The organism is Dyadobacter sp. OTU695 (assembly GCF_038440355.1).
In the GTDB taxonomy this organism is placed as follows: domain Bacteria; phylum Bacteroidota; class Bacteroidia; order Cytophagales; family Spirosomataceae; genus Dyadobacter.
In genome coordinates this window covers 12837-27759 of the sequence record NZ_JASATN010000008.1, presented here as the reverse complement: position 1 = coordinate 27759, position 14923 = coordinate 12837, and the positions used below count along the sequence as shown (strand labels likewise).

The following is a 14923-nucleotide window of genomic DNA, read 5'->3' as shown; positions in this document are numbered from 1 at the left end:
AAAATATTCAATCATTCAATCATTCGGTCATTCAAAATTATTAGGACATTTCCGCGAACACCTTCAAGCGGCAAGTAACCGATATCTACAAATCCGTTTACTCTTACTATGATAACCGATCTTTGAAACTTTCGTATCCGTAAGATCGAACGAGTTGAAAATTGCCGTCAGTTTTCCATATCCCTATGGAAGGCAAGTTAACACCGTTAAATGTTGTGGTCTTCACCATGGTGTAGTGGATCATATCCTCAAATATGATTTTATCTCCAATTTCCAGCGGCTTATCGAAAGAATAGTCGCCCATGTAGTCACCTGCCAGACAGGTCATTCCCCCCAATCTGTACGTAGGTTTGCCGGGTTGCGGGTCGTGGTATGCGCCGCGGATGACGGGCTTGTAGGGCATCTCCAGGGTGTCGGGCATGTGGGCGGCAAAGGAGGTATCCAATATGGCTACGTCGATGCCCTGGCTGTCGAGCACATCCAGCACCGTTGTGTAGAGAATTCCGGTACGCCACGCGATGGCCGAACCGGGTTCGAGTATCACGTCCAGATTGTACTTTGCTTTGATATTACTAACTAATTTTATTAGCTTACTAATGTCGTATCCTTCCCGGGTCATGAGGTGGCCGCCTCCCATGTTGAGCCATTTCGCCTGATGCAGCAAGTCTCCGAACTTTGCTTCCAGGGCTTCGAGCGTGCGCTCCAAAGTGTCGGAGCCATTCTCGCAGAGCGTATGAAAGTGAATGCCGTCGATCCCTGCGGGAAGCTCATCGGGTAGCTTGTCTCGCGTAACGCCCAGGCGTGAGCCCGGAACGCATGGATTATACATATCCGTAGCCACCTCCGAGTACTGCGGGTTCACGCGGATGCCGCACGAGAGCGTCTTGCCGGGGTTAGCTGCTTTATATGCCTCCACTCTATCCTGAAACCGCTCCCATTGGCTCAGCGAGTTGAATGTAATATGGCTGCTTCGCTCCATGATCTCCTCAAACTCATTGTCGAGGTATGCCGGCATGTAGGTGTGCGACTGGTAGCCCATGAAGTCGTTGATCAGTTTCACCTCGTTCAGCGAGCTGGCGGTGGCGCCGGAGAGGTATTCCTTCACGATCGGAAAGGCACTGTACATGGAAAACCCTTTGAGTGCCAGGATGATCTGGCATCCCGCGGCCTTCTGCACCGAGTCGATGAGTTCGAGGTTCTTGCGGAGCAGCTCCTCTTCGAGGACGAAACAGGGGGATGGAATTTCTTTGAAATCGATGGGCATTTGCTATAAATGAGTGTTTGTCGGATCTTCTTGCATGCAACGATTGCATAATTTTGTACACAAAAGTATAAGTTTGAGTTTCCAAATCATGACCATTTTTCCATTAGCCCCGCCAGCCTGCCTATGTCCTTCCTAGTTTTAGATATTGAAATGACCGGACCGGAGCCGGGATGGAACGAGATTATCCAGATCGGCGCGGAGTTTTTTGACGACAACTGGCGGTCGCTCGGCACGTACCTGCAAAATGTTTATCCGGAAAACGAAGAGGCATTTTCCGTTAAATCCGAAGAGGTTCACGGCCTTTCGCTGGACGACCTCGAAGACGCACCGATGATCTATGATGTCATCCCCGAGTTTGAAAAGTGGATCAAGAAACTGAATGTGGGTAAGCCCGGCCTCGCCAACGTAATTATTTGCGGCCAGAGCGTAATTAACGATATCAATTTCCTGCGCTTTGCCTATCGCAACGAAAAAATGAAATGGGGATTCTCGAACAAAATGCTCGATCTCCACACCGTCTCCTATTTGTTCTTCCAAATCCTCGAAAAAAACGGTAAACAAGTGCCGCGTTCGCTGAGCCTGGGCTCGGTGGCAAGTTATTTCGGTTTCGAACGGGAGGAGGAAACGCACAATGCATTGGAAGACGCCCGCCTTACGGCAAAATGTTTCAAAGAATTTTTTAAGCTCATTGACCAGGTCAAGCTCGTATGATCGATTACAATCCCAAGGAGTGGTTCCGCTACATATTCTATTTCCAAAAGGCCGACACCGTGCGCAAACTGGCGCCGATGATCATGACAATGGCCGCTTATTCCAGCATTGTCGCATACATTATTATAATCCATCTTAAAATCACCGAGAACAACGACCTGAAAAACATCTCGCTGATGCACTCTTTGCTCGGGTTCGTGATCTCGATGTTGCTCGTGTTCCGCACCAATACCGCCTACGACCGCTGGTGGGAAGGCCGCAAACAATGGGGCTCGCTCATGAACGGCAGCCGTAACCTTGCCTTGAAGATCGCCGCGCTCATCGGGCCGGAATATGCCGCAGAGCGCGAGTTTTTCACGAAAATGATCCCTAACTATGCTTTTGCACTGAAAAACCATTTGCGCAGTACTTACAAGTCCGACGAGTTTGAGGATACAGCGCTTTACCGCAAAACCACGCTGATCACAACCGACCATATCCCTAACCAGATTGCCGCAGCGCTGTTTTCCAAAGTGATCGAGCTCCAACGGAAAGGCGTGCTGCTGCCGGAGCATACCATCCTGTTGAACCACGAACTGGAAGGTTTTACGAATATCTGTGGCGCCTGCGAACGGATCAAAAACACTCCTATCCCACTCTCTTACAGCTCTTTCATCAAGAAATTCATCTTTATCTACTGCCTTACGCTGCCTATCGGCTACGTGTTCAGCCTGCATTTCCTCGTTATTCCATTTGTCATGTTCGTATTCTACATCCTGGCCAGCCTTGAAGTGATCGCTGAGGAGATCGAGGACCCGTTTGGCGAGGATAGCAACGATTTGCCCATGGAGCGCATTTGTAAGGGCATCCATTCGTCCACAGGCGCATTGCTCAAATAGGCTGGAAATTTTCCGGAAAATTAGAAACTGGTTAGAAACTGATTAAAATCAAAAATTTTTCCGGGATTTGAAGAGGGCTGCTTTTTACTTGATTTTGGCAGCAGTTAATGCTTTTAATCCAAAATCGCTTTCCCTTGAACCCTGATTTCGCTAATCCCTTCATTTTTGCTTAACATTGGCCTGATAAAGTGCCCTGTTTTCGTCGGAACGGTGATTTTTCGACTTATTAGAACATTTGGCAATGCTTTTTTCTGTCGTTAATTTTCATGAAACCCCATCACCCGGGGGGCACAACAAGTGAGATTTAACGATTACCAACATGAAAAAAGCCACATTTTTAACCGCCATATTCATCGCCGGACTGTTCACCATCACTGCCAGCGCGCAGTCGATCGTAGATCCCGGTATTTCGGTTTATAATTACAAACATCCTAACAAAGCGGCGCAAGCAAAGGCAGTCGGCAAGGATCAGAATACAATACGCGTAGCGAACATCAGGACGGTGGAACGATTCGGCAAGTATCAGACGAAGTATGTAAGCACGACGCCTAAGTATGCGCCCCGCCCGGCCACGCTCGTGGTGACGCGGGAATACAAACCAGAAGGTGTGGAAATCAATCCGCTGAATTCACCCAGAAACTACAAAACCCCCACTCCCAGTGTGAGCAAGGACACAGCGCAAATGGCTGAATATTATAATACGCCGGACAAGGTTTATCCGACGAAAGACTAACCATTATATAATCACCCAAAACGCCGGCTTCGATGAGGCCGGCGTTTTTTGTTTTCAAAAATCCATCCAAATATTTATCAAAAAGTTCAAATTAAGGCAATTAGGAGTTTTTTAGGCTTTTTTTGTCTGTTTTAAACGTGATGTTTTTGCACCTTTAAAAAACTAAATCCTTTCCAATCATAATGCTAATGTGCTGAAAAATAATTTTCGGAATGATTGAATTTTATAGTTCAATGTTTGAAATGGATATGAATTGTAAAAAAGCTTGCGGGTAATTTTGAGAAGCTAACCTGAATATCTTTTCAATAATTAACTTGTAATGAATCCTAAACCAATCATTTTCGCAGCATTTCTCGCATTCTCGGCGACCCTGAGCGATGTGTCCCGGGCACAGTCCATCCGGATTTCCGATCCGGGTATTTCGACCCACAACTACAAGCATCCGAACAAAGCTGCCGCCGCCCCCAAGGCCGGGCTGATCGTCGAATCATCCTATCCGGCGCTCGCCGCCCGTTTCGCCACATTGAACGTCGGCCGGCCCGGAAACGACCCGACACCCAAGTACGCCAGGCGAGAAGTACGGTTCGTCGTTTTCACGCGCCAGCATACGCAACGTAACGCTATCAACCCGCTTGTCTCGACCCGCAATTACAAAACCGGTAATGGGGTACATGCAATCAAGCCCGTTCAGGAATCGGAATGGATCTGCGGGACGATCTGATTACAACCAATGCTACGTATTACCTGGCCGGTGCCTTGTGCACCGGCTTTTCCCGTTGAAAAGTGATTTACCCTGGAAAAATTAGGACGATACCGCGCATCTCTGCTGTTTAATTAATTTTTAACCCATTGGTTTTGTAGCCAATATTTGAATTTCATAATTTCAGGTCATGATACCGAATGAGACCGTAGCGCATTTTTACCAGACGCACCCCGCTGCGAAAGGGCTAAAAGGTCCGGACCAAACGTCCGGGGATGAAGGGCATTTCAATGTATTCTCCCGGGTATTCTGCAACAAGTACACCTCCTATGCGAGAAGGGACTTTTACAAAATCTCGCTCATCCTCGGAAAGGGAAAGATTACCTACGGCAAACAGGAGATTGAGATCAACCGGAACGCGCTCGTTTTCTTCAACCGGAACGTGCCGTATTCATGGCAAGCATTGTCGGAAGAGCAATCCGGCTATTTTTGCCTGTTCACGGATCAGTTCCTGAGCACGATCAACCGGTCGGCTACGGTGAGCGACTGCCCTATCCTGCGCACCGACTCCCTTCCGGTGTATTTCATCAATGAAGAGCAGCAGGAATATTTGCTGAGCATTTTTGTGAAAATGCAATCCGATATCGAGTCGAACTACGTGCACAAGTACGACCTCATGCGCAACTACGTGAACGTACTCTCGCACGAGGCGATGAAAATGCAGCCGTCGGAGATCAGCGACGTGCATGTGAACGGCTCGGCGAAGCTGTCGTCTCAATTCCACGAACTCCTCGAACGCCAGTTCCCCATCGAATCCCCTGAGCACAAGCTCAAACTCAAAACGGCCAAGGATTACGCCAACAGGCTCGGCGTACACGTGAACCACCTGAACCGGGCATTGAAGGAAATCACAGGGAAAACTACCACAGAACATATCATCGACCGTGTGCTGCGGCAATCCAAAATAATGCTCCGGCACTCGAACTGGAGTGTGGCCGAGATCGCATTCTGTCTCGGATTCGAATACCCCGCCTACTTTAATAACCTTTTCAAAAAGCAGATTGGCATCACCCCGAAATCATACCGCGTGCACGAACGCTAGGGATGTTTGAATTTTATAAGATATTGTTTGAAAGTAATAAACATTGCCACAAGCCACCCAATTACCTTTGCGAAGCAATTCGACGGGCTTGTCGGACCACCGCAGTAGCTGCCTACCCATTGACCCACACACTCGCCCCGGTTCAGTTGCCAAATAATTCTGAATGCAAATGACATCGAAGAAGTATTTCCCCTCCCTGTTTCTGGCCCTATCGCTGGTCGGAGCCGGTGAGAAACTATCTGCCCAAACACTTACCTTACAACAGGCTGTGGAAACGGCGGTCTCCAATTACGGGAGCATCAAAGCCAAAACCAGCTACCTGAGTGCTTCCAAAGCGACGGTACTGCAAAGTAAAAAGGAGTACCTGCCTAATTTCAACCTTTCGGCCCAACAGGATTACGGGACCATCAACGGCCAGAACGGCCCGCTTTACGGGCTTGGGCTTTCGGTCGCATCCTCTGGCCTGCCGCTGCCGCAACAGAACTGGAACTCGGCATTCGGGGCGCTCTACCTGACTAACGTCAACTGGGATTTCTTTGCGTTCGGCCGGGCACGCGAACGGATCAACGTGGCGCAATCGGCCGTGAACCGCGATCAGGCCGATCTTGAACAGGAACAATTTCAGCACAGCGTGCGCGTGGCCGCCGCTTACCTGAACCTGCTTGCCGCCCAGCGCCTGATCCGTTCCTGGGAAAATAACCTGGAACGCGCCAATGCATTGAAAACGGTGGTCGTGACCCGCGCAAAAAATGGCCTGATACCGGGCGTAGACTCTTCGCTGGCCAATGCGGAAGTGTCCAATGCGAAGATCAGTATCACCCAGGCAAAGGATTTTGAGCAGGAGCAGGCCAACAACCTGGCCAGGCTCATGGGTATTACCGACCAGCGATTCCAGCTCGATACCTTGCTGCTCACCCGCGTGCCGCGAACCGTCGCCGATTCCGCCGGGAGAACTGAAAATCATCCGCTTCTGAAGTTTTATGCCAACCGCATTGCCGTAAGTGAGCAGCAGGCCAAATACTTTCAAACGCTCGGGATGCCAACGTTTTCGCTGTTCGGCGTGTTCCAGGGGCGCGGTGCAGGGTTTTCATCAAGCTATGCGAGCGACCAGACGGCCTACACCCAAAATTATTTCGAAGGCATTAAGCCTGTCAGGGCCAATTACCTGCTGGGGATCGGCGCTACCTGGAACATGACCAGCATTTTGCGTACACGTCAGCAGGTGATGTCGCAGAAATTTGTTTCCAACGCATTGAAAGAAGAATACGATCTGGCCGATCAGCAATTGAAAAACCAGCTCATTCTCTCGGAAACGAAGATCAGCAATGCCATTGCCAACTACCGCGAGGCGCCCGTGCAGGTGCAATCGGCTTCCGACGCCTATTTGCAGAAAAGTGTTTTATATAAAAACGGCCTCAGCAATATCGTGGACATGACGCAGGCACTCTATGTCCTCAACCGGGCCGAAACCAGCCGAGACATTGCCGCGACGAACATCTGGCAGGCGATATTACTCAAAGCTGCGGCGGCAGGCGATATCGGCATTTTTCTGAATCAGTAACTTTTGAGAGGTTGAAAGTGTCAGGTATTGTCATTTATAGTCAGGAGTTGCCAAGTGCGGTCAGGAATTGTCATTGATAGTAGGTCTGGTCAAGTGTAGTCAAGAATTGCCATGGTAATGCCAGTTAGCAGAACGGTTTTCATTTCTCTCAATAGTTACGCCCTACCATTGACCACACTTGACAATAAATGACCACGCCTGACAATAACTGACAACACACACAGTCGGTACTAAACTTACATTTTCGTAACATGGATTTAATACGTTTTGCACTACGTAAACCTATAACCATCATGGTGGTGGTAGCCGGTTTATTCTTTTTCGGTATCGATGCGGTGCGGAAGATCAAGGTCGACATTTTTCCGAAACTCGATTTGCCGGTGATGTACATCGCCCACCCGTTCGGGGGCTACACGCCGGATCAGATGGAGACTTTCTTTGCCAAGCAATACATCAATATCCTCCTCTATGTGAACGGTATCAAGAGCATAGAAACGAAGAACATCCAGGGCCTTACCCTGATGAAGGTGAACTTCTACCCCGGAACCAACATGGCGCAGGCTTCCGCGGAGCTCAGTGCATTCACCAACCGGGCCCAGGCCATTTTTCCGCCAGGCTCCAACCCGCCGTTCATTATCCGTTTCGATGCCTCGACACTGCCTGTGGGCCAACTCGTACTTAGCTCCGAAAAACGCAGTAACAACGAATTGCTCGACCTCGCGAACGTGTACGTGCGCTCGACATTTACCTCGATCCCGGGTCTTGTTTCCGCCCCTCCGTTCGGCGGTAATATCCGTACGGTCGTAATCAAGGCCGATCCCGGGCTGCTCCGTGCGCATAACCTCACGCCTGATCAACTGGTGGAAGCACTGCGCGTGAATAACCAGACTGCGCCTTCGGGTAACGTGCGCATTGGCGATAAAAACTACATTACCCCCACCAATACCACCATTCGCACCGTTAAGGAGTTTGAAAACATCCCATTATTTAAAGGCGGTGTGCAGAACTTGTACCTCCGCGACGTGGCTACGGTGGAAGACGGTGCCGACATTACTTCGGGCTACGGGCTGGTGAATGGCAAGCGGTCGGTGTACCTGAGTATTGCCAAAAGCGCCGATGCCTCGACCTGGGAGGTGGTTCAAAACCTAAAAAAGGCGATTCCGCGCATTCAAAGTACATTGCCGGAAGACGTGAAGGTGAGCTACGAGTTTGATCAGTCAACTTATGTAATGAACTCCGTGAAAAGCTTGCTTACGGAAGGAGCCATCGGTGCTATCCTGACGGGATTGATGGTACTCCTCTTTCTCGGCGATCCACGCGGCGCATTGATCGTGATCCTTACTATCCCGACCTCCATTATCGCAGGCGTTCTGTTCCTGAACCTATTCGGGCAGACGATCAACATCATGACATTGAGCGGTTTGGCGCTTGCAATCGGCATTCTTGTAGATGAAAGTACGGTGACGATCGAGAACATTCACCAGCATTTTGATATGGGCAAACCCAAGGCACTTGCTATTTGGGATGCCTGTCAAGAAATCGCATTTCCTAAATTACTGATTCTCTTCTGTATCCTGGCAGTATTTGCACCTGCATTTACTATGGGCGGCATTCCGGGCTCATTGTTCCTGCCGCTGGCATTAGCGATAGGTTTCAGTATGATCGTTTCGTACTTCCTGGCGCAGACATTCGTGCCGGTAATGGCCAACTGGATCATGAAAGTGAAGCATCACCAGAAAGCCGACGGCTCGGAAATGACCGACGCCGAAGAGTTTGCCGCATCGGGCCTCAGCAAAGACCCGGACGCACAGAAAGAGGCATTGGCCCACCGCGGGGACGCCGACCGGAATGGCAAAGTAAGCGCATTCGAACGCATCCGGGCACGGTTCATGCGTTTTATTAACCGCGTAATGCCTTTCCGGAAGCCGATAGTGGCCGCATATCTGATCATCGCCACGGCCCTGGCTGCATTGTTGTTAACCAATATTGGAAAGGACGTTTTGCCCAAAGTAAACGGCAGCCAGTTCCAGGTGCGCCTGCGTGCGCCAGAGGGTACGCGTATCGAGCGCACGGAGGAGAAAACACTGAAAACGATCGACATTATCAAGAAAATCGTTGGGCCTCAGAATGTATCGGTAACATCGGCATATGTAGGCCAGCACCCTTCATTGTTCTCGGTAAACCCCATTTACCTGTTCATGGCGGGACCGCAGGAAGCGGTTTTACAAGTGGGCTTGCATGAAGAGTTCCATACGAACCTGGACGAGCTGAAAGAAAAGATCCGCAAAGAAGTGAAGCGAGCGATTCCGGACCTGACCATGTCATTCGAACCCATTGAATTGACCGACAAAATCCTCAGCCAAGGCTCCCCTACACCGATTGAAGTACGGATGTCGGGCCGCGATAAGAAGGTGAACGAGCAATACGCGCAGAAGGTGATCGAGAAATTAAAGGAAATCAGCTATTTACGTGATATTCAATTGGGACAATCTAATAAATACCCTGCCATTAAAATCGAAGTCGACAGGATGCGGGCGGCGCAGCTGGGCGTGGATATGAATGATGTTTCAAGATCGCTGATTGCCTCCACATCGTCGTCGCGCTACACCGACAAAAATATCTGGGTGGATGAAAAAGGTGGTTTCAGCTACGCAGTGCAGGTTCAGATTCCTGAAAATAAAATGAACAGCGTCCAGGAAATGGGTGAAATTCCATTGCTGCGAAACACCAACCGTCCGGTACTGAGCGATATTGCCACCATTACACCGGATACGACTTACGGCGAAAACGACAACCTCGGCGCCATGCCCGTACTTTCGGTGACGGCCAACCTCAACAGCACCGACCTCGGGGTAGCCCAGGCCGACGTCAAAAAAGCGCTCGCATCCCTCGGTGAACTGCCGCGGGGACTTACCGTTGAGCTCGTCGGGCTGAGCCAGACGCTGACCGACACGCTGGACAGCCTTCAAAATGGGCTTGTGGTGGCCATTGTCGTGATATTCCTGATGCTGGCGGCTAACTTCCAGTCGTTTAAAGTGTCGGCAATCGTACTGGCGACAGTCCCGGCCGTTATCCTGGGCTCGCTGGCATTGTTGATGGTAACCGGCTCCACATTGAACCTTCAATCATATATGGGCATTATTATGTCCGTGGGGGTATCGATTTCCAATGCCGTGCTTTTGATTACCAATGCCGAACAGTTGCGCAAGCACAGTGGCAATGCCATTGAAGCCGCAAAGGAATCGGCCGCATTGCGCCTCCGCCCCATTGTAATGACCGCCGTTGCGATGGTGGTAGGTATGATCCCGATGGCGAGTGGTCTCGGCGAAGCGGGTGACCAGTCGTCGCCGCTGGGGCGTGCCGTAATCGGCGGGCTGATCGCCTCGACATTCGCTGCTTTGTTCATTCTCCCGCTCGTGTTTGCGTGGGGACAAGGCAAAGCTTCGACGCAAAGTGTTTCGCTCGATCCCGAGGATGAAGAAAGCAAGTATTATGTTCCCATGACCCGTTAATCACAATATTGAATCTATCCGACTATGAGACATATTCATCAAATCGCCATGACCGTACTCGTTGCAGGTGCAGCGACGGTCCTTCAAAGCTGCGGTTCCTCACGGGCCGAAGAAGAAGAGCATAAAAATGCGGCGGCCGAAACGAATGCGCATGTGGTGGACGCATTCCCGCTTAAAAAAGAGCAGCTCGCGACGAACATTCAGATTCCCGGTGAACTGATCGCGTTCCAGCAAGTGGATATTTATGCCAAAGTGAGCAGTTTTGTAAAAAAACTGCATGTGGACGTCGGTAGCGAGGTGCGCGAAGGCCAACTTTTGGCCACGATGGAAGCGCCCGAGCTCACCTCCCAGCTCGTCACCAGCGAATCGCGCCTGAAATCTTTCGAAGCGATTTACCAGGCCAGTAAAGCAAATTACGAGCGTTTGCTCGAAACCAGTAAAACACCCGGTACAGTTTCTCAAAACGACCTGGATGTGGCGCTGGCCAAACAACGCTCCGACCTCGCCCAACTCGATGCGGCACGCTCGGCCAGCCGTGAAATCACGGATACGCGCAATTATCTTGAAATACGGGCGCCATTCAGCGGCGTTATCTCTGCCCGTAATGTGAGCACAGGCGCATACGTGGGCCCATCCGGCAAAGGCTCTGAGTTGCCCCTCTTCACATTGGTAGAGCAACGTAAACTGCGCCTGGTAGTAAGTGTACCGGAACAATATACCAGCTATCTCAAAAGCCAGAGCCAGGTTACATTCAAGGTGAAGTCGCTTCCTAACCAGGATTTCCCGGCCAAAGTAAGCCGCCTTGCGGGTGCGCTCGACGCGCGCCTGCGCTCACAACGCACGGAAATGGACGTAGTTAACACTGATAGAAAACTTTTACCCGGTATGATAGCCGAAGTTTCGATCCCGTTAGCGGGCAATGCAGGCACTTTTGCCGTTCCGAGATCTGCCGTACTGAATTCGACGCAGGGTACTTTCGTGATCAAGGTGGTAGACAACCGGGCAGTTTGGGTACCGGTTACGACGGGTAGCAGCAGTACTGAAAAAACGGAGATTTTCGGTGATGTGAAAGAAGGCGATGTGCTGGTGAAAGTCGCCAATGAAGAGATCCGCGACAATTCGGATTTAAAGCATGTAAAGCAGACAGCGATTTAGGCTGTTAGCGGAGGGCGGTTTTCCCCTCATTCAATACTATTCTTAGTTTGAAACCTGCAAGATCGGTCTTTACCTCACGGCAAAGGCCGTTTTTGTAGGAATAAACACCTTCCTTGCCATCCGGAAGCGTCACGCCGTATTTGCCCTCAGAAAGCTTCCTGATGTTGCACATCTTGCCGTAACGTTCGGAATAGACCTCTGTAATGTTAATCGGTTCCTTATAATACAGACTGGTAATGGTGCTGCTGATCGGTTTGTTCACAACCACATTCGGTTTGTCCTCCGCATCTTCACCGGAGAAAAGCACCTCATACAGCGTCTTGGAGCTGGTTTTCGTCAGCGTTTTCTCTTTAAGATCGCCGTTGACGTGATGTGCGCAGGTGGCAGAAACAAGTTTACCTTGAACATAGTTGGTCTGCGTCGAGTATGATCCTTTGTAGAACATGATTTTGAAATCGGATTCAATGCGGTGTGTTTCAGCATTATCCGCGCCTTTTTCGTCGAATACCTTCAAGGAACCGATTGTACGCCCTGCCACGATGACATCATAAACATTCTGCGCCCTTGCTACCGAAATAGCAAGCATTGAAAGCCCGATCATTACAAATCCCGATACACGCATGTTCCCTGTTGTTTTGGTTTCCAATAGTGTGCAATCTCTTAATAACTGCATTATTTCTGTTCCTATTGCCTCGAACTAAGATTATCAAGCCATTAACATAGCTGAATGCGCGGGAAGCGTGATTACCGTTCAGGAACAAAGGGGGATTAAATGCCACATCAGTTAGCGAACGGGCAATAATCCCCCAATTTGCCTCAAAACCGCCCGAATTTCAAGGTCAGGTTGTAAGAAATGTTACTCAAATCACTGTCGGTAAGGCCATTTCCTTCTGCGTTAAATGCTTTACGGTAAGAAACACCTGGACTGAACCGCATCCATTTAAGCAGATTGAACTCCACCTGAAGGCCCGGCTCCATTACAAAGAAGCATTTGGCGTCATCATCATCGTGGCGGTCATCCCAATCGTCCCAATCCCAATCGTCGATATCCCGGCGGTCGTATTGCAGGGTAAAGCCGACACCTGTCAGCAAATTGGCCGTGAAATGTACCTTACGAGTCGACGCAAACACATATTCCGTCATTAATCCAACCTGGCCATACTGATAAGTCATCCTGCGGGCAGGGAAATTCTGTTCCAAAGCCGGTACCGGGATATAATTGGTAGTCGCTGCTGCGCCCACACCCAACAAAAACCGCTGATTAATGAACCAGCCACCGTACAGCTCCGCCATGTTCGCGTAATCACCATTAATTTTCGTGAATTTATTAGAAATCGCCGCGTACCCTCCCGAGCGATAAATGCCTCGGCCCTGAAAGAGCGTTTGGTTATCCTGCGCAAAGGTGCTTACAGTCGCCCCCAGCACAAAAATGAAGATGAATGATAAAGTTGTCCGTTTCATGATTGCTAAGTTGTTTCTTTCGAGACAACCAGCCTCCCCGATCCCCCTATGCCATTTCAATATTTTATCGGAACATTACTTCGCGGCCGAGAAATCGAGCTGCTGGATCAATGCCGGGTTCTCGGGCGACAGCGTAAAAAACACCCGTATATTCCCGGATGTGCATTTCAGCATAAACGTGCCTCTGAGCTGGTTTTCAGCCAGCATTTCCGTCGAACCGGTAATGCTGCCCACTTTCCCGAGCAATGCATCCAGCTCTCTTTTACGGTGTGATACCGAGCGGTCCGGGAAGAAATTTTCGGCAAAAATGCCGCTCTGCTCTGCATTCTGCCAGTCAGGTAGCAGTTTGACGAGCTGGTCTTGTCGTTGTTTCAAGATCTTCGAAACGGCCACCGGCAGCGGTTTCAGTCCCGCCAGCGCGATCACGGTATCGAGCACGGCAGTATTGATTGTCGCCATGCCCGCGTACGTACGGTTCGCATGCGCGATGATTCCGATGCCGTATTCAGGCAAAATCTGCCATTGGCTGCCGAAACCGGGCAAACCGCCGGTGTGTCCGATGCCTGTTCTCCCCTCGCAGTCCTTTGACCAACGCAAACCATAGCCGTATGCGGAGACCATCGCGCACGGCCGCCCGCCGGGGTATTTGGAGGAAGCATTGAGGTTATTGAAATTCCAGGGCATTTGCATTTCGCGGACGTCGCTGCGCAGTACCGGGCCAGTTTCCGCACCGGACGACGGTGGCCAGGCCGACAAATGGAATGCTACATACCTACTGAAATCATCGATGGAAGTAATGAGCCCGCCCATTGCACCGTAAGTGCCGTCGTGTTCCAGTTCTTCTTCCTTCCAAACGTCGTCCTCAAAGCGATAACCATGCGCCAGCAGGTTCCTGGGCGCCTCGGTATATTCCCAAATGGTACTGGTCATACCCAGCGGTTTGAAAATCACTTCATTAATATATTCCTGATAAGGCTTACCCGAGACATTTGTAATGATCTTACCCAGCATTGCGAAGCCCAGGTTGGCATACTCGTAAGTCACGCCCGGAACATTGGAGAAGGAAATACCTTTGGAAATCAACGCGATCAGTTCCTCGTCTTTGGTATCGAGCTGTCGATCGCCCCATGGATTATCCTCCGGAAACCCCGCCATATGCGTGAGCAAATGCCGGATCGTGATCGCGGGCGCGTCCGCGGTGAGCGAGGGCATGTTTTTCAGCTCAGGAATGTACAGGTAAGCCGGATCGTCCAGCTTCAACTTCCCCTCCTTTCGCAATGCCAGTATGCCCATTGCCGTAACGCTTTTGGACATCGAGGCTATGCGGAAAAGTGATTTCGGGCTTGCTTTCGTGGACGTGGCAATTTCGGAAAAGCCGTTTGCACCCGATAACAGGAGCTTACCATCCACGACCAGCCCGAAAGCCAGGCCCGGGAAATGGTTTTTCTCCCCGTAATCGCGATACAGTTTTTCGATTACGGGCAGCGTCGACCGGATTTTGTCAATCCGCTCCTGCGATGAAGTTTGTGACCAGGTTTGAAGTGCAAGTAAACTAAGGAGTGAAGTAAAAATGGCTCGCATCAGGATATTATCAGGTTGGTTAGGTGATTGGGTGAAATTAAAAAACAGTAACCGATTTGCCTACTGTTCCGTCTGCAACTCTCCTGTCACCTGCCGTTAGATCAACAGAATTCAATACTTCTTGGTTTTGTACAACACATACTTTTTAATTTAATTTAAAAAATACAATTTTAATGAATTAAATAACGGATCAATGCGTTAATTTTGCAGTAGTAAGAGTTTAGAACTGCACATAATGCAATTTCAGGCATCTTAACTTTAATTC

12 protein-coding genes are annotated in these 14923 nt (G+C 50.0%); 8 read left to right on the top strand and 4 right to left on the bottom strand.

Translation table 11 applies throughout. The features are described from left to right. Nucleotides 1–106 precede the first annotated feature (106 nt). Entirely contained in the window at nt 107–1264 is a 1158-nt protein-coding gene (gene nspC, locus AAHB90_RS16190) for a carboxynorspermidine decarboxylase (RefSeq protein WP_342086254.1), read from the bottom strand. Between the two features lie 123 nt (nt 1265–1387). On the opposite strand from nspC, the gene AAHB90_RS16185 reads away from it, so the two are divergent. From AAHB90_RS16185 to AAHB90_RS16150, 8 genes are all read left to right on the top strand, one after another. Beyond that, nucleotides 1388–1975: a 3'-5' exonuclease gene (locus tag AAHB90_RS16185; RefSeq protein ID WP_342086253.1), complete on the top strand. Its 588-nt coding sequence runs from the start codon at nt 1388–1390 to the stop codon at nt 1973–1975. Further along, on the top strand, nt 1972–2853 hold the full coding sequence (locus AAHB90_RS16180; protein WP_342086252.1) for a bestrophin family protein: 882 nt from the start codon (nt 1972–1974) through the stop codon (nt 2851–2853). The genes AAHB90_RS16185 and AAHB90_RS16180 overlap by 4 nt, the downstream gene beginning before the upstream one ends. A gap of 319 nt (nt 2854–3172) precedes the next feature. Further along, entirely contained in the window at nt 3173–3586 is a 414-nt protein-coding gene (locus AAHB90_RS16175; protein ID WP_342086251.1) for a hypothetical protein, read from the top strand. Between the two features lie 319 nt (nt 3587–3905). Continuing rightward, a complete protein-coding gene (locus tag AAHB90_RS16170; RefSeq protein WP_342086250.1) occupies nt 3906–4307 on the top strand; it encodes a hypothetical protein in 402 nt (133 codons plus the stop codon). 169 nt (nt 4308–4476) lie between these two features. Further along, nucleotides 4477–5388: a helix-turn-helix domain-containing protein gene (locus AAHB90_RS16165; RefSeq protein ID WP_342086249.1), complete on the top strand. Its 912-nt coding sequence runs from the start codon at nt 4477–4479 to the stop codon at nt 5386–5388. Between the two features lie 169 nt (nt 5389–5557). After that, nucleotides 5558–6949 carry a TolC family protein gene (locus tag AAHB90_RS16160; RefSeq protein ID WP_342086248.1) on the top strand — a complete coding sequence of 464 codons (1392 nt, stop codon included), beginning with the start codon at nt 5558–5560 and terminating at the stop codon, nt 6947–6949. Nucleotides 6950–7200: 251 nt separating this feature from the next. After that, a complete protein-coding gene (locus AAHB90_RS16155) occupies nt 7201–10461 on the top strand; it encodes an efflux RND transporter permease subunit (protein ID WP_342086247.1) in 3261 nt (1086 codons plus the stop codon). Between the two features lie 24 nt (nt 10462–10485). Next, a complete protein-coding gene (locus tag AAHB90_RS16150; RefSeq protein ID WP_342086246.1) occupies nt 10486–11616 on the top strand; it encodes an efflux RND transporter periplasmic adaptor subunit in 1131 nt (376 codons plus the stop codon). A gap of 4 nt (nt 11617–11620) precedes the next feature. Here the strand turns inward: AAHB90_RS16150 and AAHB90_RS16145 are convergent, their stop codons facing one another. The 3 genes from AAHB90_RS16145 to AAHB90_RS16135 all read right to left on the bottom strand — a co-directional run bounded on the left by AAHB90_RS16145 (nt 11621) and on the right by AAHB90_RS16135 (nt 14658). Next, on the bottom strand, nt 11621–12238 hold the full coding sequence (locus AAHB90_RS16145; RefSeq protein WP_342086245.1) for a DUF6134 family protein: 618 nt from the start codon (nt 12236–12238) through the stop codon (nt 11621–11623). Between the two features lie 194 nt (nt 12239–12432). After that, complete coding sequence (locus AAHB90_RS16140) at nt 12433–13077, bottom strand: hypothetical protein (RefSeq protein WP_342086244.1); 645 nt, start codon at nt 13075–13077, stop codon at nt 12433–12435. Between the two features lie 75 nt (nt 13078–13152). Continuing rightward, nucleotides 13153–14658, bottom strand: a complete 1506-nt coding sequence (locus AAHB90_RS16135) for a serine hydrolase domain-containing protein (RefSeq protein ID WP_342086243.1) — start codon at nt 14656–14658, stop codon at nt 13153–13155. Nucleotides 14659–14923 lie beyond the last annotated feature (265 nt).

Coding starts and splice junctions, on each gene's coding strand:
- nspC (WP_342086254.1), bottom strand. CDS start 1,264: ATGCCCATCGATTTCAAAGAAATTCCATCCCCCTGTTTCGTCCTCGAA.
- AAHB90_RS16185 (WP_342086253.1), top strand. CDS start 1,388: ATGTCCTTCCTAGTTTTAGATATTGAAATGACCGGACCGGAGCCGGGA.
- AAHB90_RS16180 (WP_342086252.1), top strand. CDS start 1,972: ATGATCGATTACAATCCCAAGGAGTGGTTCCGCTACATATTCTATTTC.
- AAHB90_RS16175 (WP_342086251.1), top strand. CDS start 3,173: ATGAAAAAAGCCACATTTTTAACCGCCATATTCATCGCCGGACTGTTC.
- AAHB90_RS16170 (WP_342086250.1), top strand. CDS start 3,906: ATGAATCCTAAACCAATCATTTTCGCAGCATTTCTCGCATTCTCGGCG.
- AAHB90_RS16165 (WP_342086249.1), top strand. CDS start 4,477: ATGATACCGAATGAGACCGTAGCGCATTTTTACCAGACGCACCCCGCT.
- AAHB90_RS16160 (WP_342086248.1), top strand. CDS start 5,558: ATGACATCGAAGAAGTATTTCCCCTCCCTGTTTCTGGCCCTATCGCTG.
- AAHB90_RS16155 (WP_342086247.1), top strand. CDS start 7,201: ATGGATTTAATACGTTTTGCACTACGTAAACCTATAACCATCATGGTG.
- AAHB90_RS16150 (WP_342086246.1), top strand. CDS start 10,486: ATGAGACATATTCATCAAATCGCCATGACCGTACTCGTTGCAGGTGCA.
- AAHB90_RS16145 (WP_342086245.1), bottom strand. CDS start 12,238: ATGCGTGTATCGGGATTTGTAATGATCGGGCTTTCAATGCTTGCTATT.
- AAHB90_RS16140 (WP_342086244.1), bottom strand. CDS start 13,077: ATGAAACGGACAACTTTATCATTCATCTTCATTTTTGTGCTGGGGGCG.
- AAHB90_RS16135 (WP_342086243.1), bottom strand. CDS start 14,658: ATGCGAGCCATTTTTACTTCACTCCTTAGTTTACTTGCACTTCAAACC.